This window comes from Campylobacter showae CSUNSWCD (assembly GCF_000313615.1).
Taxonomy (GTDB): Bacteria; Campylobacterota; Campylobacteria; order Campylobacterales; family Campylobacteraceae; genus Campylobacter_A; species Campylobacter_A showae_A.
Window position 1 is genome coordinate 1 of sequence record NZ_AMZQ01000011.1, and the last position, 21,640, is coordinate 21,640.

The following is a 21,640-nucleotide window of genomic DNA, read 5'->3' on the forward strand; positions in this document are numbered from 1 at the left end:
AGGCTGTCCGGATTGGAATTGGTAGCACGGCCAGAGCGGTGAAAATTTGGCTTGCTTTTTAAAGTTTAAGGTTTGAATAAGATTTTAAAAATTACATTTTAATTCCTATTCTTGGGGGTTTGCTCGGATTTGGGATGAGTAAAATTTTTACAAAATGCCGTTCTTGTTGGCGGTCTGCACTAAGGTGCTGCCGCGCCGAAGCCGAGCCTAAGGTCTCGGCTTCTATGGGTTTAAGCGGGGGCACCCCGCAACGCCCCTCCTAAATACAGAAGCTGCCGCCAATGACGGCAGCGGGAATTAAAAAAGGGGAAAGAAAATCAAATTTAGGCTTAAATAATGCTTAGGTTTCTAATTTATTTTTAGGTTATTTTTGCTTTTTTGCTATTTTATATTTTTATATATTTTAATTATTTGATATTTTATTATTTATTATTTTATTATTTTTTAAGTTAAAAAGTGGTATAATCGTTTTATAAATTAAGAAGAAAGGAACTTAAAAAGATGAAATTAACGAATGCGATTAAACTACTTAGCCAATACGGCGAAGTTAAACAAGATGAAACCGGAGCAAGAATTGAAATAGACGGCTGGACTTACGGCGCTAGCACGAATTGGAACGAGCAAGAGGTTCTATTTTTATATTGTGAATGCGGTACAAACACGCAGGATAGGCACTTTTATTCATATAACACGCTAAAAGGACTTAAAGATTGCATGGATAGATACATCCGGGCAACGGCATAGCAAGAGGATTACAATGAAAATTTATTTAACGGAAATAGACTACGCCCGTTTAAATTCTTCGATGGATGAGGGGCGATACTCCTTAAAAAGGGATGGTGAATACACGGAGGCGATAAAGCTTAAATTTATAGGCAACGCGACGAACGTTGAAAGCTATGGCGTATTTTTTAGCCACGATCCGTTTAAAGTTTTTATTTTAGATAAGCTGGCGCAAACGTTTAGACAGACCGATGGTTGGGCGCCGCGAAACCTTTAGGGGTCAAATAGACGAAGGGCAGCATGAGTCAATGAACAAGAACTATAATAAATTTGAAAGGGCACACGATATAATGGCGGAGCTAATCAAAGCCCCACTCCCTCTTGAGCCGGTGGAGCTTGGCAACATTAGCGACAGGGAGCTTGGCTTTTTGAAGAGTAGCGTAGAGATGATGGCGGACTACTTGGACTCGCTGGGCTTTGATTTCAGAGGCCACAAAGAGGAAGTCCTGATGCCGATTTACGAGGAGTTCGAGAGGCGGCAAAAGTAAATAGCAAAATATGCTATAATTTGTAAAAATAAGGATGAAAAATGAAGAAAATTAAACTGCTGACGGCGGCTGTTATAGCCGGGCTTATGTTGGCAGGATGCGGTGAAGATGATGGGCTTGTAAAGCTAGAGAATGCAAATCCGGCAATAAAACAAGCAAATTACGATGCAATGGTCAATAAGCTAAAAGAGAGAGTTAAAAATGTAGATTTTGAATTTTATCATGCACAGACCTTATTTAATGGCGAAAATTGGAAAAATTATACATCAGAGCAGGGCTTTGCCAAATTTACAAGATGGAAAGCTCAAAACGACCTCATAAACAATGAGAAACTCGTAGTAGTAGTCGTAGATAAAAATAATAAAAAAGTAGGGTCGGCATACGAGGTCGAATGTACAAAATGGGGCAAATTTGAGTGCGATCCAGAATATATAACGGTTCTTGAAAACGGAAAAAGATAGAAAAAGGAGAATCCCCAATGAAGACGACGTTACCCGATTTAACCAAAGAATCGATACTCGCATATCTATCCGAGCTCAAGCCGGGTCTTGAAAAAGACGGCATCCAAAAGATAGGACTTTTCGGAAGCTATGCCAAAGGTTATGCGGGTGAAGACTCGGATATAGATATAGTCGTTTTGGCCGACAAAAAGGACTTTTTGGATAGACTGCACGCGTTTAAAGCGCTTGCGTATTTAAATGATTTAAAAGAGCAGATCGCGGGCAAATTTCATAAATCGGTAGATATTTGCGATTTCTATTCTGAACAAAAAATGCAAGACGACAAGATAGTGAGGGGAGCGATTTATGTCTGATAAAAAAATTATATATCGATTAGAACTGGCGGTAGAAAAAATAGATCAAGTATTTGAAATTTGTAAGCCCAAAGGCGTTACAGCAGCACTAGAAGACGAGCTGCTTGCAAAGCCAGCGATAATGAAACATATCGACGTCGTATACCAGCAATTTAAGAAGCTTGAAGAAGCGCAGGAATACCATATATTAGATAAATTTAAAAAAGAAGATATAAAAGGGATAAGAGATATCAGAAATTGGTCTTCTCACAATTATGACAATATACAAAACGAGATCATAGAAGACGTTATACGCACAGATCTTCCTAATCTCAAAGAAAATCTTCAGAAAGTCATAAAAGAAACGAAGCAAGAGCTGTGCGAAGATTTACAAAAAAAGATCGATCGCTTCGTTAAGAAGCAGAATATTTTAACCCCGCAAGCCAAGAGCGATCTTGGGGCAGATATTCAAAAAGGCTACAACGACTTACGAAAAAATGGACTTGAGCTTGATAAATCATATGCAGACAAGCTCAAGGGCATCATCAAAAGCAACTCGAACGAAAACGTAAAATAATTTTGCGTTTGAATTTTTAAAAAGGGGAAAATAAGCTTCCTTCCCTTTCTAAATTTTAATTTTTTTATACTTCTTTTTACATAAATTTAAAAAATATGATATTTCTAATTTTACTATATTTTAATGAAATATAATTTTATTTTTAAATATTTTATTATTTCTTAAATATAATCTACTCTCGACCGCCAAGTTCATTATTAAATTTATTTTGATCCGCCGGGCGAGAACCCTGAGTTTTAGTCTTACCGGATCGTTCAGCCAAGACGTCTTTATAAAGCCTCTTTTCGTTTTTGATTTTTACTAGACGATCGTCAGGCTTAACGCCCAGCACCGATACGCCTTTAAAATATTCTTTGAACAAAAAACCGTCCTTATCGATTTTATCGCTATTTAAAAGCTTTTTGCCGACGTAGTCGAAGCGTTTTTGACAAATATCCGCGATAAATTCCTTATTGCTTTTTAGCCTTTTTTCAAAAGCGGTAGCCTCTTCGCCGATTATGCCCGAGTGCTGCAAGACGTAAAGGTTTTTATCTAAAATTTCAAGCTTTGCGGTTAATTTAAAAAGACTTTCGTTACGCCCGAGCATGCGAGTAACTAGCAGGCTATCCTCGAAATACTTCCTAGCCGCATCGTCCTCGCGGCCGCGATGAATAGCGATAGCGCGTCGCACTTTTTTATAATTTTCGACATCGGCCTTGCTCGCGCCCCTATTTTTCGGATAAATTTTATTGTAGTTGTAGCTAAAATTTTCAAGTAAATTTAGCCCTGCGGAGTGGTCTTTATAGTGAGCCAATCGCATCTCGTTAAGCTGCGTAGCTTGACTGGAAATTTTATTTATTTTGTCGATTTCAGATAGCACGGCCTTGCTCTTTTCTTTGATGACTCGGTTACTTTCTTTTAACTCACGAGCGAGCTTATATACCCGTTTATTTCGCTTTTTAGTATAAAGCATAAAGAGCCGTAAGAGCTCTTCGTTATCTTTTTTAAGCGCGGCAAGCTCGTTATTCATAGCTTCAATTCGCCCTGCCGTAGCGTCATAGCTTTGCTTATTTTTATCCTGCATTTTTGAATAATAGTCGTTTATTTTATCTTTTGCCGTATAGTCGTCCGCTTCCAGCTTCACGGCGGATTTTACTTTGTTAAATTCGAGCCTTAAATCCTTTTGCAAGAAATTTTTATTCTCGTATTTTAGCCCACGAGCTCCGAGAGAGTAAGCGAAATTCGTCCGCACGTCGTCAAAAAACTCTCTGATTTCGCTTCTGCTATCAAAGTGGATTTTTTTATTGGTAAAGCTATTTCGTTTATTTAAAACCACGTGCACGTGCGGATTATTCTGATGGGTGTGTAGCACGAAAGCATACTTGTGTCCGCTAAAATTTAGACCTAATACGTTATGTACGCTCTCGCTCAAAGCTCTTAATTTTTGCTGATCGTCGCAAGGCTCGTTGATAGAAAAAATTAGATGCCACGCGTCCTTCGAGTTTGGATTATCGCCGAAATCCTTGCCCCAATCTTTTAAAACTTCATCGCTGCCTACTCTCTCCCCTTTTTCATTGATAGCTGCGCCGTCGAGAGAGTTTTTAAGAGCGTAGTCGATGCAACGCTTGATGGAAGTTTTAGGTAAATTTGAAATCATCTTTACGACTGATTGCTTGGCAAAGTTATTTTTAGGAAAAGGAATATGCGAGCGAGAAAATCCTGCGCCGCTTCCAAAAGAAACGTATTTATGCTCCGATTTTGCCGTGCGAGTATAGCCGGCTCTGATAGCTTTTAGTTCTTCGAAAAACGCATCCCAATCGCGTCTTGCCAAATTCTCTCCCTTTTAAATTCTTAAAAAGTATTCATAGCTTTTAAAGATATTTGCAAAAGATGTTAGTGTAAGTAGCTTTAAGAAAAGATAATGCCAGAAGTAAGGCAGGATAACCCCTTTTATATATCACTTTTTTAAGTTTAGCCCATTTTACGGCGATAAAACGCCTAAAAATGGGGAAACTAAACTTAAAAAAGCTGTGATTTTCGGTAATTTTGCAATTACCGAAAATAAAATAAAACGCAGAGCATTTTATTTTTGAGAAAAAGCAAGTAGGTTTTAAAAGGGAAAGCGTAAAAAAGCACAAAAATATTTGAAAAGTTAGAACTATATTCACGATGCGTAAAAATAAAACAAGAAAATTTTATTCGGATAAGCTTATGGACAAAATATAAGAAAAAATTAAAAATATCTAGCAAAAGTATTCAGAGATAAGCAAAACGAAACGGAAGAGAAAATTTTTAAAAGAATTTGTAAAATTTTTGAAAAGCGTAATTTTGTAAAAAGACTTTTTTAAAAAAATAATCGCAAAAAGCCTATAAAATAATCAATGTGAAAAAGTAAAAAAGTAAATAAATACTTATAAAATCTTTAAAAGAATTGCTTGTATATCCTTTAAATCGCTATTCACAAAATCACTTTTACAAAATCTCGCTTTTTGAAAAATAGTATAGTGCTAGAAATCGAAAATATTCTAATCAAAAAGGAGCAAACAATGAGAGAAGTCTCAAAAAAGGCGAAAAGTATTTTTTACTTTTTAATGTTCTTGCCGTTTCATTTATTCGGAGCGGGCGGCCAAAACGTTTTAAAAACTTTGGAAACAAAGGCAAACGAACAAATCACTGAAGCCGGAAGTAGTGCCGCAAGCGTTATCAATACGGTAATCACCGTATTTGGTATTATTTGGGTCGTAGTATTCTTAACGATAATGTTCGTAAATATCGAGGCTTTAAAAAATAATATAAAATTGCTACTTGGTATCGCGATTATTCTTGGTATTGCATACGGCTTATCTGCCGCAGCAATGTAAAAGGTAAAAGCGAATGATAGTGACCGACTGCTATATGGACTTAACCAAAAGAACGAAAATCATAGGTCTAACAACCACGAGTCTATTCACGATTATAATCGCTGGATTTATCTCGTGGTTTATCTTGATTTTATATTCGCTAGCAGTCGTTGCTATTTTATACTGCTTCTTCTTTATTTTAGAATTTTTTGATGAAGACATATACGACATCATCGGTTCTAAAATGAAAATATCGCAAAACAAATTTTATGCATAGGTTAGAAAATGGCTCGCGGAATAATAGGCGTAATCAAAGAGTGGAATCAAAACAAAAAGAAAGAAAAACTAAAAAGAGAGCTTGGCATTGACGTAAGCCAAGAAAAACCAAGTATTAAAAATAAAACGGAAAACGACGTTTTATCAAAAATCAATAAGATCAATAAAAAAGCGGATGAAATTTTAATGATAGCAGAACCGCAAATTTATACACTGGCAAAAGAAAACAACATCGCCTGCAAATACGGCGAGAATATAATAATCACCAAAGACGGCAACGCAAGTATAGCAGTAGAGCTAAAAGGGGTAAGCTACGCCGGAATTAGCTTAGACGACGAGACGGACTACCTTTTAAACCGCGTTATGTTTTTTACGACTTTGAAAGATGACGTAGAAATAAATTTAATCATCAAAAAAACAAAGCAAGACTACAAAGAATATACAGACAAAAATATAAATCCGTATGCGAACGAGATCATAAAAAAATGGGAAACCAATCAAGATATATACGCTATAAGATACTTTTTAATAATTTCTACGATGACGAAAAATATCACAGGACTACTGGAAAGCTTTAAAACCAAAATGACTAGCGAAGAGGGCGACGAAAGCAACGAAAGCGCAAAATTAAAGCAAAAAATCGAGCTTTTAAGCGATACGTTCTCAAACATCAAAAACTACTTTTCGATTTATCAGCCAAGACAGCTAAGCGGCGATGAGATCATAAATTTTTATGCCACGTATTCAAACGCGAAAGAGACGAACCTTGCATATACGAATGAGCTGATCACAGATAGTTACATAAGCTCATACGTCGAATTTAAAAAAGACTACATAGAGTTTTACCGCAACGACGGCACGACCAAATACGCTAGATTTATCAGCGTAAAAGCCTACGAAACTGAGCAAATCAAGTCGATCATCACCTCAAATTTAATCAAAAGCAATAACGAATTTATGGCTATGATTTATCTAAAAGCCTACGAAAAGCGCAAGGCGATCAAGAAGATAAAGGACACCAAAGCGTTTGCGGTAGAGCTAGTCCGCCAAGAGCTAGATCAGTTAATGGAGCTAATCCAAGCCGACAGAGAAAATTTAGTAGAAACGAGCTTTTCGGTATATTGCCTAGCCGATAGCCTCAAAGAGCTGGAAAACCGCTCGAACGAGCTAAAAAATATCCTAGAAAATCAAGGATTAAATGTTGTCCGAGAAACGCTAAATCAAAAAGCTCTTTATTTTAGTTTCTTTCCTAGTCGCGGAAATTTAAACGCTAGAAAGAAAACGCTAAATATCAGCAACTTAGCCACGATCGCAAATTTTGAAAACGAAGTAACCGGATTTAACCAAAACGACTGGGGCGGCGAAGCGATAACGACATTTAAGCACCTAAACGGCACGCCGTATTTATTCAATTTTCACTGGCAGCCAGACGGCGATCGCCCAGCCGGGCATACGATGATAGTGGGCGGAACCGGAAGCGGAAAGACGACGCTGGCGCAATTTTTAATGACAAATTTATTTAAATACCCGATAGATATATTTGCAATGGATAAGCTACGCGGTATGTATAACTTCACGAACTACGTAGACGGCGAATATCACGATAGTGAGAGCGATGGCTTTAAATTAAATCCGTTCAGTCTAGCTGACACGAACGAAAATAGAGACTTTTTAAAGTCATGGCTACGCTTTATGGCCGAAGTTAAAAACGACGAGCATGAAGCCATAAACGATATTAACAACACGATAGACCGTATATACGACATGAAGCAAGATGGTCAAACGCTAACGCTAAGCGATTTTATTATATCGCTTCCAAGCGACAATAACGAGAAATCAAGACTAAAAATCAGATTTGACAATTATAAGGGTTCGATATTCGACAACAAAGAAGACGCCCTAAATTTTACCAAGCAGCTATCAGTGTTAAATATGGATGGCATACTGCAAAACAAAAAAACCGCCGGACTTACGGCTATATATATTTTTCATAAACTAAAAAATAAAGCCAAAAATAGCGCGGATAAGCGCGGCTTCTTTTGCTTTATAGACGAGTTAAAGGATTATTTGCAGGATGAGACGATGCAAGAAAAAATCCTAGAAGCAATCCTAGAAGTTAGAAAAATCGGCGGAGTAATGTGTATGGGCTTTCAAAATATGAGCTTATTTAACAACATTGAGCGCGGCTCGTCTTTTTTGGACAATATCGCAAATTTTGTCATATTTCCGACCAATAGCGAAGAGACGCTGGCGGAGTTAAACGCGATGATAGGATTAACGCCGACGGAAGCCAAATTTTTAAAAGAGACAAACTCGAATGCGAGGCAAATATTGCTAAATATGAAATTAAGAAACGAGAGCGCAAAGCTGGATATAGATTTATCGAGGCTCGGAAGCTACTTGCGAGTATTCTCGTCAAGCTCGGACAACGTAATGCTTTTAAAGCAGCTTAAAAACGATAGCCCGGTTCACTGGCGAAAACATTACATAGAATTTAAGGGGAAGAGGAGTTAAAGATGAAAAAGATTGCAATCATCATGGCGGCGTCGATACTAGCGGCGCTTTTAAGCGGATGCGCGGATAAACCTAGCAAAATAGAAAGAATAAGCCCCTGCGCTTGTTACGATTTTATAAAGGTGGGTTAAATGGCGTTTGAAGAGAGAAAGATCGACCCAAATTTTATTTTTAGAGCCGAAAGAAACATTAAAGCGTATATGTTTTATACGATCATAGCCCTCGCGGTCGTAAGCGTAAGTCTGGCGGTAGCAATAGCGCTTTTAACGCCGTTAAAGGAAACAAAGCCGGTTTTACTTAAATTTTCAGATGGCGACTCCCGCTTCGTGACTATAGACGATACGAGCCTAAATGTCCGCAGCAACGAAGAGCTGCTAAAAAGCATTTTAGCTGGATACGTTAAAAACAGAGAGATGATAAATCGCATAGATGATGTCGAGCGCTACAATGAGATACGCACGCAAAGCAGCAGGCAGGTATGGGAAGCGTTTCAAAGTTTAGTAAGCGATCCCAACTCGATTTATACGACTAAAAATTACTTCCGCAACATTCAAATTTTAAACGTAGCCGTTTTAAGTCAAAACGTAGCGACGGTCGACTTCCAGGCCGAGATCACAAATCCTACGCGCACCGAAGTAAGCTATAAAAAATACAGAAGCGCGATAGAGTACGACTTTCGCAACCAAAGCGGCACATACGCCGATACGATGAAAAATCCTACCGGTTTTATCGTAAGTAAATATCAAATAACGCAAATTTTGGACGAAAAGGGCTCAAAATGAGAAATTTAATAAAACTTTCGATCGTCTCGGCACTTGCTTTAAATTTAAGCGCGGCCGAGCCTCAAGAGGGACTAAGCGAAGAACAGATGAATCAAATCCGCGCCATTATGCGCCAAACGCAAGAGCTGGTAAACGAGCAGCAGCAAAACGGCTCTATGGGTGAAGATATATTTAACGATAAAAACAAAGACGTAAACAACAATATACAATCGAATTTTAAAATAAATCCGCTCGGACTATACAAACAAAGGCAGCAGCCGCAAGGGGCAAAATTTAACGACCCTAACGGCGGGCAAATTCCCGAACAAGACGTAATAGACTTCGGCGGTGCGCCCGATGGTTCGGATAGGCAGATAGGCAAAGACGAGCTGGAGCTTATGAAAAACGCCATCCGCAATCAAGATTTAAAGGCATTGCAGCAAAAATTTCACTCAAAGAAATACAGTGGATACGAAAATACGCAAGTAGTCAAATATCAGCCCGATAAAACCATCAAAATTCGCACGCGCCATGCAATGGCCACTACGCTGATATTTGATAGCGAGATAGATAATTTCGTGCTAGGTGACCAGACTGGCTTTAAAATAGAGCAAATCCCAAGCCAGCCTAATGCTATCGCAATAATCCCGCAACTAATCGGCATCGATACTAGCCTAACGATTTTTACAGGTGATGGAAAAATCCATACCTTTTATATTTTTTCAACGGATTATAAAAATTCAAGCGACCCAAGCTTCATAGTTCGTATAAAAGACGGCGAAACGCAAAAAGCTAAGCTTGCCAAGCTTGAAGAGGACGGCAAGGAGTATTTAACAATAAAAGACGGCATAGCCGAGCTGAAAGTCAAAAAGAGCGATATTTACAGCGGATATACGCAAAAAGCCAAAAAAGAAAATGAGTGGCTGCTATCGGCTGAAATTTTTAGCGATAAGAAATTTACGTATTTTAAGTATTCCAAAGACGAAATGCCGCAAATCCCTACTATTTACGCAGTCATTGATAAACAAGATAGCCCGGTAGAAACGAGGGTAATAGGCGATTACATAATCGCAGAGACTATAAATCCGAAATTTACGATTAAAAGCGGCGATAGCTACGTATGCGTAGAACGCAAAGAAACGCAGGCTGAAAAACTAAGAAAAGAGATAAGAAAAAATTTAAACACCGATGAAGAAGCCGTAAAACAAAGACAAAAAGAGAATAGCAAAACAATAACGAAAAACCAAGAAAAATATAACGAATCCACAAAGAAAGCAAGAGGATTTTAGAATGAAAAAGGGGAAGAAAACGCTGCTTTTAAGCCTTGCGACGCTTAGTATAATTTCCTCTCCCCTTTTGGCGGAGGAAATTTTTAACGAGGCGGCCGGGCAAGAGCAGCAAGACGAGCAAATAAGAAATTTACAAAACCAAAAGAATCTGAATCATCTTTTTGAAAATTCAAAATTTCCGGTCGACGATTACATTTATAAAGCCGGAAAGAAAATGCCGAGCGAGGACGGGCAAAATTTAGGCGAAATTTTAAAGAAATTAGAAGAACTCGAAGCTAATAAAAAGCAATCCGGGCAGATCACGCCAGGAGCGCCGGCCGCTACGCCCGAAGATATGACAAAAGAGCAAGAGCAAATGGCGCAGCGCGCTAGAGATAAACAAGAAGAGCTAAAAGCCAAGCAAGAGAGTCTAAAACAAGAAATAAGAAGAGACAACCAGGCCGCCTACGAAAACAAAATGCGCGAGCTAATAAGAGCTCAAATTTTAGCTAATCGCAACAACGAGATAAAAAACGTAAATCAAAACTCATTAAAATACGGCGCCGATGGCTTCTCAAATCAAAAAAGCCTAGATGTCAGCACGAATGAACACAGACTATACCGCACTATTAGAGCCGGGCGGCTGATCCCGGCAATTCTAACAAGCGCGATAAGTTCGGATTTGAGCGGAATAGTAACGGCTCAAATAGAGCAAGACATATATGCTGCTATGGGGCGAGCGGTGCTGATCCCTCGCGGAAGTAAAGTGATAGGCTTTTACACCAACGACACCAAAATCGGGCATGAAAGGCTGGAAATCAGGTGGCGCGAGATAATCACGCCGCAAGGCATTAATATAATGCTAACAGATGCAATGGCCGCCGATAATATGGGAATGAATGGAGTCGTAGGAGCGATAAATAATAAATATTGGGAACGCTACGGCATAGCCTACTCAATTTCAACGATTACGAACGCTTTGCTTTTAGGTATAGCCTCAAAAATGGGAAATTCAAACAACTCTTACGCCACCGAAATTTACTCAAATGCTAGAAGCGACGTAAGCAGCGTAGTGCAAGACATAATCCAGCAGCAAAGCCAAATCAAGCCAACCATAGAAATCAAAAGCGGAAGCCGTATATTTTTAGTGCCTACAAATCATATGTGGTTTGCAAAACCAAAAAACGGCGAAGTGATGATGCAATATTTTAACGATTAAAGGGAAAGCCGATGCAATACGAGCAAATCAAAAGCCAAGTTAAGACTGAGCTACAAAATAAAAAAGCAAACGATAGACTACTAAAACGCATAGCAAATCAGCTAAAAATTACCGAAAAGGCTGAGGCAAACGCTGCAAAAGAAAGGCAGAAGCTAGAAAAGCTAGTGCAAGAAAAAAACGATTTGGTAAGCACGAGCACAACAGAAGCAAGCCAAGAAGAGTAAAATGAGCGAAAGCATAATTTTAAATAATATTTTAGGCGTTTTAAAGCCGTATTTGACCCTGCGGGCAAACGAACTAATATTTAATCGGCCGTGCGAAATAAACATAGACTACGGCGACCACTGGGAAATGGTGCAAGACCCAAAGCTAGATATAAAATTTCTAAATAATTTTTTGATCGAGCTGGCCACTAGAAGAAATCAGCGCTTCGACGAAACGCATTGCCACCTCTCATGCGAACTGCCCGATCCGTTTTTGCGTTACCGCGTCCAAGCGCAGCATAAATCAAGTCTGTTTAATAGCGATATCGCAATTTGTATAAGGATACCCAGCAAAGAGGCCTTTAAACTAGAAAGCTTTACATTAAGTCAAAACGTGATAAACGAGGGCTGGACTTATGAAAAAATCAAAGAGCTGATTCGGGATAAGAAAAACGTACTTTTAAGCGGCGGAACGGGAAGCGGGAAGACCAGTTTTTTAAACTCGTTAATGGGAGAAATAGACCCGGGCGAGCGAGTAGTCACCATAGAGGACAGCCAAGAGCTGAGGGTAGAAAACGTAAATAAAACGCAGCTGGCCGTACCCAAAATCGCCACCGAAATTTACAGCTATCAGGTAGCGATCGATAATGCGATGCGCTTGCGACCCGATAGGCTATTTTTAGGCGAGATAGACATCCGCAATACCTTTTCGTTTTTAAGGGTAAACAACACCGGGCATGCCGGAAATTTAAGTACCTTGCACGCAAATAATCCCAAAGACGCCATAAAAGCCATTAAAACCAATATTATTTTAGGAGGCGGCCTATCAAGCGTGGACGATCGCATGCTAGATAGCCTTATCGTTACGGCGATCGATTACATTATCCAAATAGCCAGGGTTAAAAATCAAAGAGTCGTGACGGATATCTTAAATTTAAAAGAACTGGACATTGCAAAGATCGTAGCATGAGAAAAGTAGCCGCGCATTTTATATATTTTACCGAAGCCGACGCAAGGGTACTAAAACGCATATCTCAAAGACGCAATGAAAGTAAATCGGCAGTAGTTCGAAAGCTGGTACATGTAGAAAAATACGCTGACGTGCTAGAACAGATAGAAACGAATAACGAAATAATAAGCGAATTCTTACGAGAATTCGGTCGCTTGGGAGTAAATTTAAATCAGATTGCCTATCATCTAAATGCAAACATTACCGGCCCCGAAGAAGCCAAGAATGACCTAGAAAAAAATATGCGGAGCTTCGCAGTAGCCATAAAAGAATTAAGCGCAAAAATGGAAGATTTAAAAATAAAAATAGATGTCAAACATACTAAAACGCCGAGCAATGAGGGAACAAAAGGGGAGGAAAATGGATAGTTCAAAAGAATTTACCGCTAAAAGATGGGCTTGGGCTTTCTTCGTTTCGCTCATAATGGGCGTAGTGCTATATTTGGCGGTAGTCAAGGTTATTTTTAATCCGGATTTGATAAAAGTACCCGCAGTGGCGTATAAAATTTTAATAAATATAGGCGCGCCGACGCTAAAATTAAAGGCTTACGTTGCATTATTTACACTGATCGCCCCGTTTTTGGTAGTCTTTACGTGGTGGCTATTGCCGTATTTTAGAGACGGCGAAGATTATGGCTCAGCAAGGTTCGCGACGCCCGAAGACTTCCCTAAAATGAATATAAACTATAAAAACGGCTTGGTGCTAGGATGTCACAATATAGATAGCGATAATCCGCAGTTCTTAAGGGCTACGCAGCCGCTCTCAACGCTAGTGGTAGCACCTCCTGGAAGCGGTAAAACGGCGGGTATGATCATTCCGAATTTACTAAGCGTACCGGCTTCTTGCGTAACGTTAGATATCAAAGGCGAACTATATAAAAAGACAGCCGGGTATAGGCAAAAATATTTTAACAACGAAATTCAGCTATTCTCCCCTTTTAGCTGGGATAATACGCTATTTTTTAACCCGTTCGATCGCTCAATCGTTAAAGACATGGAGTATATACATATCAAAAAATTGGCCGAGCAGATAGCTTCTACCATTTTCGTAGGCGAAAAAGGCAGCGAAAACGATCACTGGATAAAATCGGCAAGAACGATGTTTGTATTTTTCGCCGAATACTTTATGCAAAAAGACAAACACGCTACGCTAGCCCAACTTGCACAAGCTCCAAAAGCCGATTATTTCGAGTATTTGGACGAAAAATTCGGCGAAGAGGCAATGAAAGAGATAGACGAGGACGACCCGGACAAAGAAAGAGAGAGAGACTATGACGTAGATACTTTTAAAATTTGGCTAAAACAGACAAGCTTTGACGAAAGTATCGACGAAAGCACGAGAAATCAGGCTAGAGCGTATGCAAGAGCCGCAGATAATGAATTTGCAAGCATAAAATCGACATACGATACATTTATGACAGTTTTTAGCAATCCGCAAGTAGCCAACGCAACCAGCAAGATGAGCTTTACGTTCGAGGATTTAAGAGCGAAAAGAATATCGATGTACGTAGTCGTTCAAACCGAAGATATCGAAATTTTAGCTCCTTTAATTCGTATTTTCATAGAAACATTATTTAAGAAATTAATGAGCGGAGAAGAGTGCAGCGATCCCGAGAGATTTATATACTTTTTTGGGGATGAGTTCGTGCGCTTCGGCAAGATGCCATTTTTATTAGAAGCCCCCGCACTTTGCAGAAGCTATGGGCTTTTACCGGTTTTTGTTACGCAAAGCTACGAGCAGATCAAAAAATACTACGGTGAAGACGATATGAATATCGTAAAAAATAACAGCGGATATCACGTAATTTTTAACATGAATAGCGACAAAGACGCAGAGGATACGAGTAAGTTAATCGGCGACTACACAAATATCAAAATCAGCAAATCGCAAGGCAATATGGAGCTGTTTAAAAGCAATATCTCAAAGAGCAAAGAAGCCAAAAAGCTAGTAACTGCCCAAGATTTGAAAAACCAAGATAGTAGCGATATTTTAATTCTTGTTAAAGGCTTTTACAAGATGCCCATCAAGGCAAAAGTGCCTTATTGGTTCAAGATGGCACAGTGGAAAGGGGCAGATAAGCTAGAAGTTGAGGCAAAGGACGACCAAGGCGAAGCTGCCGTCAAGCAAGACGCCTATACGGCCAAAAAAGGGAGCGAAAAAGAGGCAAAAGGCGAAGTAAATACGGCACAAAACGGCTCAAGCGAGATCAAGCCTGCGGATGATAAAAGACAACAAAGAGACGAGCTGCTAAAAGCTCTAAAAATTAAAGTGGATAGGGAGTAAAATTTTATAAATTTTTATAATAAATTTAGCAAAAAATTTAAAAATATAATATTTTTATTTTTGTTAAATTTAAATTATATGTAATTTTATTTTTAGATGTTTTATTATTTTTTAAGAGCTCTAATCTAAATTTTTATAGAAGATTTAAATTAGAGCTCAAAGCTCTAAAATCTACCCTAAGGAGTAAGCAATGACCTATGCAGAAAAGCAAGAGCAAGAAAAGGCATACAAAGAGTATGAGAAAAATCTTGCCGAGCGATTTGCGACAAGCGAAGACGGTGAGTTTGAAATCAGCGACGGCGAGAGCAAGGAATGGGAATATTTAAATAAGTCCCACCAAAGCATGGAAGTCGCCGATCAAGACGAGCCCAATACCGACTCATAGCCCAAAAGCTATGAGTAAACGACAGACGTAAGGATAAAAAATGGCAACGGAACAAGAGAAAAAGAGTTGGGAGCAGATGAGTAATGCCGAGAAAAAAGAGAGCTTCGATAAATATATGAAGTATAAACTTTTTGAAGCTCATAAGACCGCAAAAGCGGATTGGCAAAGGGATATGAGCAAGGAAGAGGTGGATAACACCATGCCTTACAACGCCTTAACCGGCAAAACGTATTCAAGAGAGACCAGCATGCTTTTAAGGGCGGAGATGGCCATAAAAGGCTACGACAAGGCTCAATTCGTAACGATGGAGCAAGGCAACGCGATGGGCGGGGTGCTAAAGCTCAAACACGACGAGCAAACCGGCGAAATTTTAAAAACCAAAAACGGCCTACAAGCGAGAGTGGACGGCGTTAAAATGCTTTATATCGCAGATCACGAGCTAAGGCCGAAACTGGACAAAGACGGCAAAGAGGTTATAGCAGCAGTCAAAGACAAAGACGGCAACGTTAGACTCGATGAAAATACCGGCAAGGCGATCACGTACGTAGTCAAGGAAAAAATCCCGATAAAGCCGCGATTGGAGACGAAAACGCTCTATCACGTAAGTCAATTCGACGGGCTAAACGAAGAAAAAATCAAGGAGCGGGATCTAACTGCCATCCAAAACTACCGAGAGGCGGCCAAAAACCAAGCATACGAAGTCAGAATAGACTACAGCAAGACATTGGGGATAGGCGGAAATTTAGCGAAGCAGCTAGACAACCTAACTATGGCTCAAATCAAAGGCGTAGACTACTATAACCCGGCGCAAAGGCTTGATATGTCCAAAGAAGCCGAGAAAGCTAAAAAGCAGACTAGGCAAAAAGATAAGGGCATGGAGCAAGGCAGGTAAGCTAAACCAAACTTAGGGTAGACGGGGCGAAAGCCCCGAATTTAAAGGAATTAAAATGTTATTTGAATTTTTGAATTTTTTAGGAGTCGGCGACGGAATGACCGCCAAAAAGCAACCGATAAGCGCGGATGATGTAAGCATAAAAGAGGGAGCTGAAGAGTTTATCATCGAGATGCAAAGCCCGTATTTTCAAGAGGAGATTACGACAGAGACGATAATGAAAGACGGCAAAAAAATAGAAATCAAAAAGATAAAAATCTCAGAGCCGCTAGATAACAATAAAGCACTAATATCGATAAAAACCTATAAAAAAGATATAACGAGAGCATAAAATGGCACAGCAGCAAGTAGCAAAAACGCTTTTAACGGATAGCAACTGGATAAACAAGACTCAAGCAGTTATGCAAGAAAACGTGATGAGTTTATTTGAAAAATTTTATCAAGGAGCTCACGATTTAGTTTATTCGACCGCCACGACGACGATCGTAATCTTAATAGTCGTATTTTGGCTGTTGGATAAGCTAAAAAACGGCTATCCGACGCGAGAGGAGACATTTAACGCTATAAAATATATAATCAAGCTTTGCTTTATTTTTGCCGTTCTTAGCTCATTTGGCGCATATACCGGCGCCCTATACGTCCTAACCATACCTGAAAATATGATAACCGCGACTGTAAGCTCGATTTTTCAGAGTCAAGATTTCGGAACGATTGTAACGGAATCGGCCAATAGGGTGGATAATTTAAGAGCTTTAATGTGGGACTATGGAACAAAAACTTATTTAAAATCACAAGAATGGTCATTTTTGGGATTAAGCTTTAATGGTCCGAGTGATTATATAATGGCAGGGGTTGTAACGGCATTTTTAATGATCCCGTTTTGGATATTTTACTTAGTATTTTTCATTCTATTAATCGGCATCACGATCGTTATATTTTTTAGCAAATTCGTGGCATTTTTGATATTAAGCACGCTGCCGCTAGTGCTGCCATTTTTGATAACGCCGCGCTTTTTGCCGTATTTATGGAGCTGGTACAAGCTATACCTATCATACGCCATCATCGCTCCTTTGGCATTTATAGCCCTAAATTTAGCAATGAATCCGATCATAGAGCTTGAGAAATATCAAAACGTCATAGGCGAATTATTTATAAAGCAGTTTGAATATTTGATTACTGGAGCAATTACTTGCATAACTGCGCTTTTCATAATCAGAAAAATACCAAATTGGATAAATGCGGTACTAGGAACACAGATGGAAAGCGGAGCAGGCGGAGTAGTGGCAGGCGCAGTAGCAGGCGGCATAGCCGGAAAGACTTTGCTGGGTGGACTAGCTAGAAAAGCGACAGGCGGCAGCTTTATCGGCGGAGCGTTGCAAAGCTTCGGCAAGGCTACCGGCGGAAATGCGGTAGGACAAATCACGAAAGCCGGAATAGACGCGAGCGTAAATCTTGGAAAAGATATAGGCAAAGGCACGAAAATGCTAGGAAAAGGCGTATATGATGCTTATAAAGTATTTCGCGGCGGATACGCGGTGCCGTAAGGCTAAAATTTAGAAAATTCTTTTAAAAGGGGTAAAAATGTTCGCACAAGCTACAATCATAGGAAATTTAACCAAAGATATAGAGCTCAGATACACGGCAAGTGGTATGGCCATAGGCAATACCGCAATAGCCTCGACACACAAATTTAATGCGGCAAACGGCGAGAAGCGGGAAGAGACGTGCTTTATAGACGTAACTTTTATGGGTAAAAGTGCGGAAATAGCCAATCAGTACCTGGCTAAGGGTTCAAGGATATTTATCGAGGGACGGTTGAAATTTGACCGATGGACGGATAATAACGGACAAAACAGAAGCAAGCATAGCGTAGTCGTCGATAAGATGATAATGCTCGATACCAAAGATAGGCAAGAAATCGGGCAAAACGAGCAAACCCATTCTGCGTCGCAGATAGACAATGAATATATCGATAACGCGCAAGATGCGCCGTTTGAGCAATAAATTTAACTAAGGAGCGAAAAATGAGCAATGCCGTAATCATCATCGAAAGCCCAAACAAGTGCGATAAGATAGAGCATATAACCGGCGCAAAGGTTTATGCTACCAAAGGACATTTTAAAGAGCTTACAAAGGAGATAGTGGCCGATTATACCGGCTATGAGCCGATATTTGAGATGAAAGAGCAAAGCAAGCATAGAATGAACGAAATTTTTAACGATTGCAAAGGCAAGGACGTCATTATCGCTACCGACCCGGACAGAGAGGGATACGGCATCGGCTACATGGTTTACGAGACGATTAAAAATATCGCCAAAAGCGTAAAGCGCGCCGAGTTTCACGAAATAACCGAAAGCGGCATCAAAAAAGGGCTAGATAAAGCCGTGCCGTTTGCAAGCTCAAATTTAAAGGAATTCGATAGCTTTAAAGCACGAGCGGTAGGCGATAAGCTGGTGGGCTTTATTATGTCGCCTGCTTACATCAACAAGCTCAACGATAAAAATTTATCCGTCGGCAGGGTTCAAACGCCTGCGCTCGCCCTGATCGTAAAAAGAGAGCTTGAAATAAAAGAGTTTTTAGCGAGCCCGGCATCAAAACAGATCGACTACAAAATCAAAGCAAAGCTAAAAACGAGGAGCGGCGTAGAATTTACGGCCGTAAACGATAATATTTTTAGCTCAAAGGACGAAGCGAACGCAAAAATCGCCGAACTTGGCGGTAGCAGGGCGAAAGTATATCAAATAGATACGAAACAAAGCCAAATAAAGCCGCAAGCTCCGTTTAGAACCAGCCAAATGCAAGAGGCGGCGAATAAGAGGCTGGGGTTTAGCTCGGATAAAACCATGAGCCTAGCTCAAAAGCTATTCGAAAAAGGTCTTATAACGTATCATAGAACCGACAGCAACACTATATCGGACGAGTTTATAAACGAAGTAGAGGCTAAATTTAAAGGGGAGGAGTGGTACGAGAAAAAAATATATAAAGCCGGCAGCCAAAGTCAAGCCGAAGCCCACGAAGCGATCCGCATAAGCCACGTGCATGGTTACGGCGAGATAGATGAGATCGCCGGGCGCGAAAGCCTAAGCGATGACGAAAAATCGCTTTATGAGCTCATTTTTCTAAATTCAGTCCTAAGCCAAGCCAAAAATACCGTAAACGAGAACAAAACATACGACATAGACGTCAAGGCTCTAAGCTTTAAGGCCAAGACCGGCAAATGCATTTATAAAGGCTTTAAGGGGGCTTTGAAAGAGCAAGCGGACGATGAAGACGAGCAAGATAAAGACGTAGCCCAAATAGAGCTAAATTTAAATCAAGGCGACGAAGTCGAGGTGCTAGGCTTCGAGCTACAAGAAGTTAAAAAGCAAGCTCCGCAGCACTACAAGGAAAGCAATTTTATCTCCCTTTTAGAAAAAGAGGGCATCGGTAGGCCAAGCACGTATGCTACGTTTCTGCCTACGCTTTTAAAGCGGGAATTCGTAGTTATCGAAACCAAAGGCAAAAATCAAAACATAGTGGCCACCGGCAAAGGGATAAGTTTCATCGAAAGTGTTAAGGCGAATGACGAGTGGATCACGCAAAGCGAATTTACAAAGCAAATGGAAGGCGTGCTAGACGAAATAAGCGACGGCAAAGTAAATTATCTCGATTTTATAAAGCCGCTGCACGAGAAAATGGGCTTTAAAGAGCTAAATAGCGGCGAGACCAAACCTCCGAGCGAGGCTCAGCTAAATTTTGCGAAAAGCATAGCTTCGGATTTAAAAATAGCATTACCGGACGGCATAGAAGCAGACTGGAAAATTTGCTCAGATTTTATAAATAAAAATAAAGATAAAGCCATCCGCCCGCCGAGCGACAAACAAATCAAACTAGCGCAAGATCTAGCAAAAGATAAAAAGCTGGAGCTACCCAAAGGTTACGATACTGATCTGAAAATTTGTAAGGCGTTTATAGAAAAGGCATTGAAGAGGAAATAACATGGTTGTGGACAACACCGAAATCTTTTTTCGTGTTTGCCGTAAAACGACAATCGATAAAGAGCAAGATATAGCCGGGATTTATTTCGGTAAAAAATATAAGGATACGTTAAACCCTGTATTTTTTGACATTTTTAAAAAATACAAGAAAAACTTAGAAAGTCGTTATGAGTGTATTATCGGCAAAGATGATTTTATATGCTTTGCAACGCAAAATAAGAAAAAATTTATTAAAGAGTTTGGCAGCGTACGTTCAGAACTCACTTCATTTTTAGAGCATTATTTAAATGATCCAGAAGCTGATTATTTTGAAATTTGCTTTTTAAAATCGTATTTCGATACAAAAAGCAAAACGGGACAAAAAGGGAAAGAATGAGCCAAATTTCAACCCAAAACGAGCTGGTCGAGCAAGGCTGGATGGCAGATAAAGAAAAGAGAGCCAATGTATATTTTATGAAAGCCAAATACGAGATCGACGACGAGTTTTATACTAGCTTTGACGAGATCAGAGAAGAGCTACGAGACTACAAAGCGCACTTTAAAGGCAAAATCGTAGTCTGCCCGTGCAATGACGGCAAAAATAGCAACTTTTATAGGTATTTCGCCTTAAATTTTAAAACTTTGGAGCTAAAAAAGCTGATCACGACGACGTTTAACATCAACGAGCTAAACTCGAAAGGCACGAAAATAGAGATCACGAGTGACGGCATGAGCGAAACGCAGTTGCGCGGTCGGGGCGACTTTCGCAGCGACGAAGTAAAGGAGATAATCGCGCAGGCCGACATCGTCGTAACTAATCCACCCTTCTCCCTTTTTAGAGAGCTTATAGATATAGCCCAAAGCGGTCAAAAGAAATTTTTAATCGTAGGCGGAACGTATTCGATTACCTATAAAAAGATATTTGAGCTATACAAAAATAACCAAATTTGGCTAGGAAATCACCAAGTAAATATTTTTACTCGCCCGGACGGCAGCAAAAAGCGATTTAGCAACGTATCGTGGTTTACGAATTTAAAAAGCACAAAGCATCAAACCGGCGTAAGACTGATGAAAAAATACAAAGGCAATGAGCACGAATACCCGGAATACGATAACTACAAAATCATAGAAGTGACCAATTATAAAAACATACCGATCGACTATGATGGCGTAATCGGCGTACCCCTTACGTTCTTTTTACGGCACAACCCTGCGCAGTTTCATATATTGGGCTGCGATTTTGAGATCAAGGAAAAATACCCCGAGCTAGTAAAACAAGACTATGCACAAAGCAACACGAAATCGGCCGTCCTAAACGGACAAGAACTATTTACCAGGATAATAATTCAGCGAATCAACGGCCTTAAACCGAGAACTAGGCTAATAAATCAAATTTAGGGAGAAATTTATTTAA

At 39.8% G+C, this 21,640-nt stretch carries 26 protein-coding genes; 25 read left to right on the forward strand and 1 reads right to left on the reverse strand.

What is annotated here, in order from left to right; genetic code table 11:
* The first annotated feature begins 501 nt into the window (after positions 1-501).
* The 6 genes from CSUNSWCD_RS08130 to CSUNSWCD_RS08155 are packed head-to-tail and all read left to right on the forward strand — an operon-like array spanning position 502 to position 2,641.
* Positions 502-744 carry a hypothetical protein gene (locus CSUNSWCD_RS08130; RefSeq protein WP_034964683.1) on the forward strand — a complete coding sequence of 81 codons (243 nt, stop codon included), beginning with the start codon at positions 502-504 and terminating at the stop codon, positions 742-744.
* 13 nt (positions 745-757) lie between these two features.
* Positions 758-1,000 (forward strand): hypothetical protein, encoded by a 243-nt coding sequence (locus CSUNSWCD_RS08135; RefSeq protein ID WP_002952508.1) that lies wholly within the window; start codon positions 758-760, stop codon positions 998-1,000.
* Between the two features lie 31 nt (positions 1,001-1,031).
* Complete coding sequence (locus tag CSUNSWCD_RS08140) at positions 1,032-1,271, forward strand: hypothetical protein (RefSeq protein ID WP_009495744.1); 240 nt, start codon at positions 1,032-1,034, stop codon at positions 1,269-1,271.
* Positions 1,272-1,312: 41 nt separating this feature from the next.
* A complete protein-coding gene (locus CSUNSWCD_RS08145; RefSeq protein WP_009495746.1) occupies positions 1,313-1,732 on the forward strand; it encodes a hypothetical protein in 420 nt (139 codons plus the stop codon).
* A 17-nt stretch (positions 1,733-1,749) separates the two neighbouring features.
* On the forward strand, positions 1,750-2,085 hold the full coding sequence (locus tag CSUNSWCD_RS08150; RefSeq protein ID WP_002952513.1) for a nucleotidyltransferase family protein: 336 nt from the start codon (positions 1,750-1,752) through the stop codon (positions 2,083-2,085).
* A complete protein-coding gene (locus CSUNSWCD_RS08155) occupies positions 2,078-2,641 on the forward strand; it encodes a HepT-like ribonuclease domain-containing protein (protein WP_002952515.1) in 564 nt (187 codons plus the stop codon). Before CSUNSWCD_RS08150 ends, CSUNSWCD_RS08155 begins: the two co-directional genes overlap by 8 nt.
* Positions 2,642-2,813: 172 nt before the next feature.
* On the opposite strand, the gene CSUNSWCD_RS08160 is transcribed toward CSUNSWCD_RS08155, so the two are convergent.
* Positions 2,814-4,451, reverse strand: a complete 1,638-nt coding sequence (locus CSUNSWCD_RS08160; protein ID WP_009495749.1) for a relaxase/mobilization nuclease domain-containing protein — start codon at positions 4,449-4,451, stop codon at positions 2,814-2,816.
* 715 nt (positions 4,452-5,166) lie between these two features.
* Between CSUNSWCD_RS08160 and CSUNSWCD_RS08170 the strand changes: the two genes are divergently transcribed.
* The 19 genes from CSUNSWCD_RS08170 (at position 5,167) to CSUNSWCD_RS08255 (ending at position 21,624) form a co-directional block, all read left to right on the forward strand.
* On the forward strand, positions 5,167-5,481 hold the full coding sequence (locus tag CSUNSWCD_RS08170) for a hypothetical protein (protein ID WP_002952520.1): 315 nt from the start codon (positions 5,167-5,169) through the stop codon (positions 5,479-5,481).
* Positions 5,482-5,494: 13 nt separating this feature from the next.
* Positions 5,495-5,737 carry a hypothetical protein gene (locus CSUNSWCD_RS08175; RefSeq protein WP_002952523.1) on the forward strand — a complete coding sequence of 81 codons (243 nt, stop codon included), beginning with the start codon at positions 5,495-5,497 and terminating at the stop codon, positions 5,735-5,737.
* A gap of 8 nt (positions 5,738-5,745) precedes the next feature.
* Complete coding sequence (locus tag CSUNSWCD_RS08180; RefSeq protein ID WP_009495752.1) at positions 5,746-8,250, forward strand: VirB4 family type IV secretion/conjugal transfer ATPase; 2,505 nt, start codon at positions 5,746-5,748, stop codon at positions 8,248-8,250.
* Positions 8,251-8,252: 2 nt separating this feature from the next.
* Entirely contained in the window at positions 8,253-8,381 is a 129-nt protein-coding gene (locus CSUNSWCD_RS11910) for a hypothetical protein (RefSeq protein ID WP_009495754.1), read from the forward strand.
* Complete coding sequence (locus CSUNSWCD_RS08185) at positions 8,382-9,032, forward strand: VirB8 family type IV secretion system protein (RefSeq protein WP_009495756.1); 651 nt, start codon at positions 8,382-8,384, stop codon at positions 9,030-9,032.
* Positions 9,029-10,300 carry a TrbG/VirB9 family P-type conjugative transfer protein gene (locus tag CSUNSWCD_RS08190; protein ID WP_009495758.1) on the forward strand — a complete coding sequence of 424 codons (1,272 nt, stop codon included), beginning with the start codon at positions 9,029-9,031 and terminating at the stop codon, positions 10,298-10,300. The genes CSUNSWCD_RS08185 and CSUNSWCD_RS08190 overlap by 4 nt, the downstream gene beginning before the upstream one ends.
* Before the next feature lies 1 nt (position 10,301).
* Positions 10,302-11,498, forward strand: a complete 1,197-nt coding sequence (locus tag CSUNSWCD_RS08195; RefSeq protein ID WP_009495760.1) for a DNA type IV secretion system protein ComB10 — start codon at positions 10,302-10,304, stop codon at positions 11,496-11,498.
* 11 nt (positions 11,499-11,509) lie between these two features.
* Positions 11,510-11,722, forward strand: coding sequence for a hypothetical protein (locus CSUNSWCD_RS08200; RefSeq protein ID WP_002952528.1), 213 nt, complete (start codon positions 11,510-11,512; stop codon positions 11,720-11,722).
* A 1-nt stretch (position 11,723) separates the two neighbouring features.
* The gene (locus tag CSUNSWCD_RS08205; protein ID WP_009495762.1) at positions 11,724-12,671 is read left to right on the forward strand and encodes an ATPase, T2SS/T4P/T4SS family; all 948 of its coding nucleotides are present in this window, start codon (positions 11,724-11,726) and stop codon (positions 12,669-12,671) included.
* Entirely contained in the window at positions 12,668-13,078 is a 411-nt protein-coding gene (locus CSUNSWCD_RS08210) for a plasmid mobilization relaxosome protein MobC (protein WP_002952533.1), read from the forward strand. The genes CSUNSWCD_RS08205 and CSUNSWCD_RS08210 overlap by 4 nt, the downstream gene beginning before the upstream one ends.
* Positions 13,071-14,993 (forward strand): type IV secretory system conjugative DNA transfer family protein, encoded by a 1,923-nt coding sequence (locus CSUNSWCD_RS08215; RefSeq protein WP_002952534.1) that lies wholly within the window; start codon positions 13,071-13,073, stop codon positions 14,991-14,993. The genes CSUNSWCD_RS08210 and CSUNSWCD_RS08215 overlap by 8 nt, the downstream gene beginning before the upstream one ends.
* Positions 14,994-15,183: 190 nt before the next feature.
* Entirely contained in the window at positions 15,184-15,378 is a 195-nt protein-coding gene (locus CSUNSWCD_RS08220; RefSeq protein WP_002952535.1) for a hypothetical protein, read from the forward strand.
* A 40-nt stretch (positions 15,379-15,418) separates the two neighbouring features.
* Positions 15,419-16,270 carry an ArdC-like ssDNA-binding domain-containing protein gene (locus CSUNSWCD_RS08225; RefSeq protein WP_009495766.1) on the forward strand — a complete coding sequence of 284 codons (852 nt, stop codon included), beginning with the start codon at positions 15,419-15,421 and terminating at the stop codon, positions 16,268-16,270.
* A gap of 55 nt (positions 16,271-16,325) precedes the next feature.
* Entirely contained in the window at positions 16,326-16,601 is a 276-nt protein-coding gene (locus CSUNSWCD_RS08230; RefSeq protein WP_009495768.1) for a hypothetical protein, read from the forward strand.
* Between the two features lies 1 nt (position 16,602).
* Entirely contained in the window at positions 16,603-17,814 is a 1,212-nt protein-coding gene (locus CSUNSWCD_RS08235) for a type IV secretion system protein (protein ID WP_009495770.1), read from the forward strand.
* Between the two features lie 37 nt (positions 17,815-17,851).
* Positions 17,852-18,274 carry a single-stranded DNA-binding protein gene (ssb, locus tag CSUNSWCD_RS08240; RefSeq protein WP_009495772.1) on the forward strand — a complete coding sequence of 141 codons (423 nt, stop codon included), beginning with the start codon at positions 17,852-17,854 and terminating at the stop codon, positions 18,272-18,274.
* Between the two features lie 20 nt (positions 18,275-18,294).
* Positions 18,295-20,247: a type IA DNA topoisomerase gene (locus CSUNSWCD_RS08245; protein ID WP_009495774.1), complete on the forward strand. Its 1,953-nt coding sequence runs from the start codon at positions 18,295-18,297 to the stop codon at positions 20,245-20,247.
* Position 20,248: 1 nt separating this feature from the next.
* Entirely contained in the window at positions 20,249-20,623 is a 375-nt protein-coding gene (locus CSUNSWCD_RS08250; RefSeq protein WP_009495776.1) for a hypothetical protein, read from the forward strand.
* Positions 20,620-21,624, forward strand: coding sequence for an adenine-specific methyltransferase EcoRI family protein (locus CSUNSWCD_RS08255; protein WP_009495778.1), 1,005 nt, complete (start codon positions 20,620-20,622; stop codon positions 21,622-21,624). The genes CSUNSWCD_RS08250 and CSUNSWCD_RS08255 overlap by 4 nt, the downstream gene beginning before the upstream one ends.
* The last annotated feature ends 16 nt before the right edge of the window (positions 21,625-21,640 follow it).

Bases quoted from the DNA above. Each gene is read 5' to 3' on its own strand.
- CSUNSWCD_RS08250 (WP_009495776.1), top strand. From the start codon at position 20,249: ATGGTTGTGGACAACACCGAAATCTTTTTTCGTGTTTGCCGTAAAACG.
- CSUNSWCD_RS08210 (WP_002952533.1), top strand. From the start codon at position 12,668: ATGAGAAAAGTAGCCGCGCATTTTATATATTTTACCGAAGCCGACGCA.
- CSUNSWCD_RS08215 (WP_002952534.1), top strand. From the start codon at position 13,071: ATGGATAGTTCAAAAGAATTTACCGCTAAAAGATGGGCTTGGGCTTTC.
- CSUNSWCD_RS08255 (WP_009495778.1), top strand. From the start codon at position 20,620: ATGAGCCAAATTTCAACCCAAAACGAGCTGGTCGAGCAAGGCTGGATG.
- CSUNSWCD_RS08195 (WP_009495760.1), top strand. From the start codon at position 10,302: ATGAAAAAGGGGAAGAAAACGCTGCTTTTAAGCCTTGCGACGCTTAGT.
- CSUNSWCD_RS08200 (WP_002952528.1), top strand. From the start codon at position 11,510: ATGCAATACGAGCAAATCAAAAGCCAAGTTAAGACTGAGCTACAAAAT.
- CSUNSWCD_RS08230 (WP_009495768.1), top strand. From the start codon at position 16,326: ATGTTATTTGAATTTTTGAATTTTTTAGGAGTCGGCGACGGAATGACC.
- CSUNSWCD_RS08130 (WP_034964683.1), top strand. From the start codon at position 502: ATGAAATTAACGAATGCGATTAAACTACTTAGCCAATACGGCGAAGTT.
- CSUNSWCD_RS08150 (WP_002952513.1), top strand. From the start codon at position 1,750: ATGAAGACGACGTTACCCGATTTAACCAAAGAATCGATACTCGCATAT.
- CSUNSWCD_RS08135 (WP_002952508.1), top strand. From the start codon at position 758: ATGAAAATTTATTTAACGGAAATAGACTACGCCCGTTTAAATTCTTCG.
- CSUNSWCD_RS08140 (WP_009495744.1), top strand. From the start codon at position 1,032: ATGAACAAGAACTATAATAAATTTGAAAGGGCACACGATATAATGGCG.
- CSUNSWCD_RS11910 (WP_009495754.1), top strand. From the start codon at position 8,253: ATGAAAAAGATTGCAATCATCATGGCGGCGTCGATACTAGCGGCGCTT.
- CSUNSWCD_RS08155 (WP_002952515.1), top strand. From the start codon at position 2,078: ATGTCTGATAAAAAAATTATATATCGATTAGAACTGGCGGTAGAAAAA.
- CSUNSWCD_RS08185 (WP_009495756.1), top strand. From the start codon at position 8,382: ATGGCGTTTGAAGAGAGAAAGATCGACCCAAATTTTATTTTTAGAGCC.
- ssb (WP_009495772.1), top strand. From the start codon at position 17,852: ATGTTCGCACAAGCTACAATCATAGGAAATTTAACCAAAGATATAGAG.
- CSUNSWCD_RS08235 (WP_009495770.1), top strand. From the start codon at position 16,603: ATGGCACAGCAGCAAGTAGCAAAAACGCTTTTAACGGATAGCAACTGG.
- CSUNSWCD_RS08245 (WP_009495774.1), top strand. From the start codon at position 18,295: ATGAGCAATGCCGTAATCATCATCGAAAGCCCAAACAAGTGCGATAAG.
- CSUNSWCD_RS08180 (WP_009495752.1), top strand. From the start codon at position 5,746: ATGGCTCGCGGAATAATAGGCGTAATCAAAGAGTGGAATCAAAACAAA.
- CSUNSWCD_RS08190 (WP_009495758.1), top strand. From the start codon at position 9,029: ATGAGAAATTTAATAAAACTTTCGATCGTCTCGGCACTTGCTTTAAAT.
- CSUNSWCD_RS08205 (WP_009495762.1), top strand. From the start codon at position 11,724: ATGAGCGAAAGCATAATTTTAAATAATATTTTAGGCGTTTTAAAGCCG.
- CSUNSWCD_RS08220 (WP_002952535.1), top strand. From the start codon at position 15,184: ATGACCTATGCAGAAAAGCAAGAGCAAGAAAAGGCATACAAAGAGTAT.
- CSUNSWCD_RS08170 (WP_002952520.1), top strand. From the start codon at position 5,167: ATGAGAGAAGTCTCAAAAAAGGCGAAAAGTATTTTTTACTTTTTAATG.
- CSUNSWCD_RS08145 (WP_009495746.1), top strand. From the start codon at position 1,313: ATGAAGAAAATTAAACTGCTGACGGCGGCTGTTATAGCCGGGCTTATG.
- CSUNSWCD_RS08175 (WP_002952523.1), top strand. From the start codon at position 5,495: ATGATAGTGACCGACTGCTATATGGACTTAACCAAAAGAACGAAAATC.
- CSUNSWCD_RS08225 (WP_009495766.1), top strand. From the start codon at position 15,419: ATGGCAACGGAACAAGAGAAAAAGAGTTGGGAGCAGATGAGTAATGCC.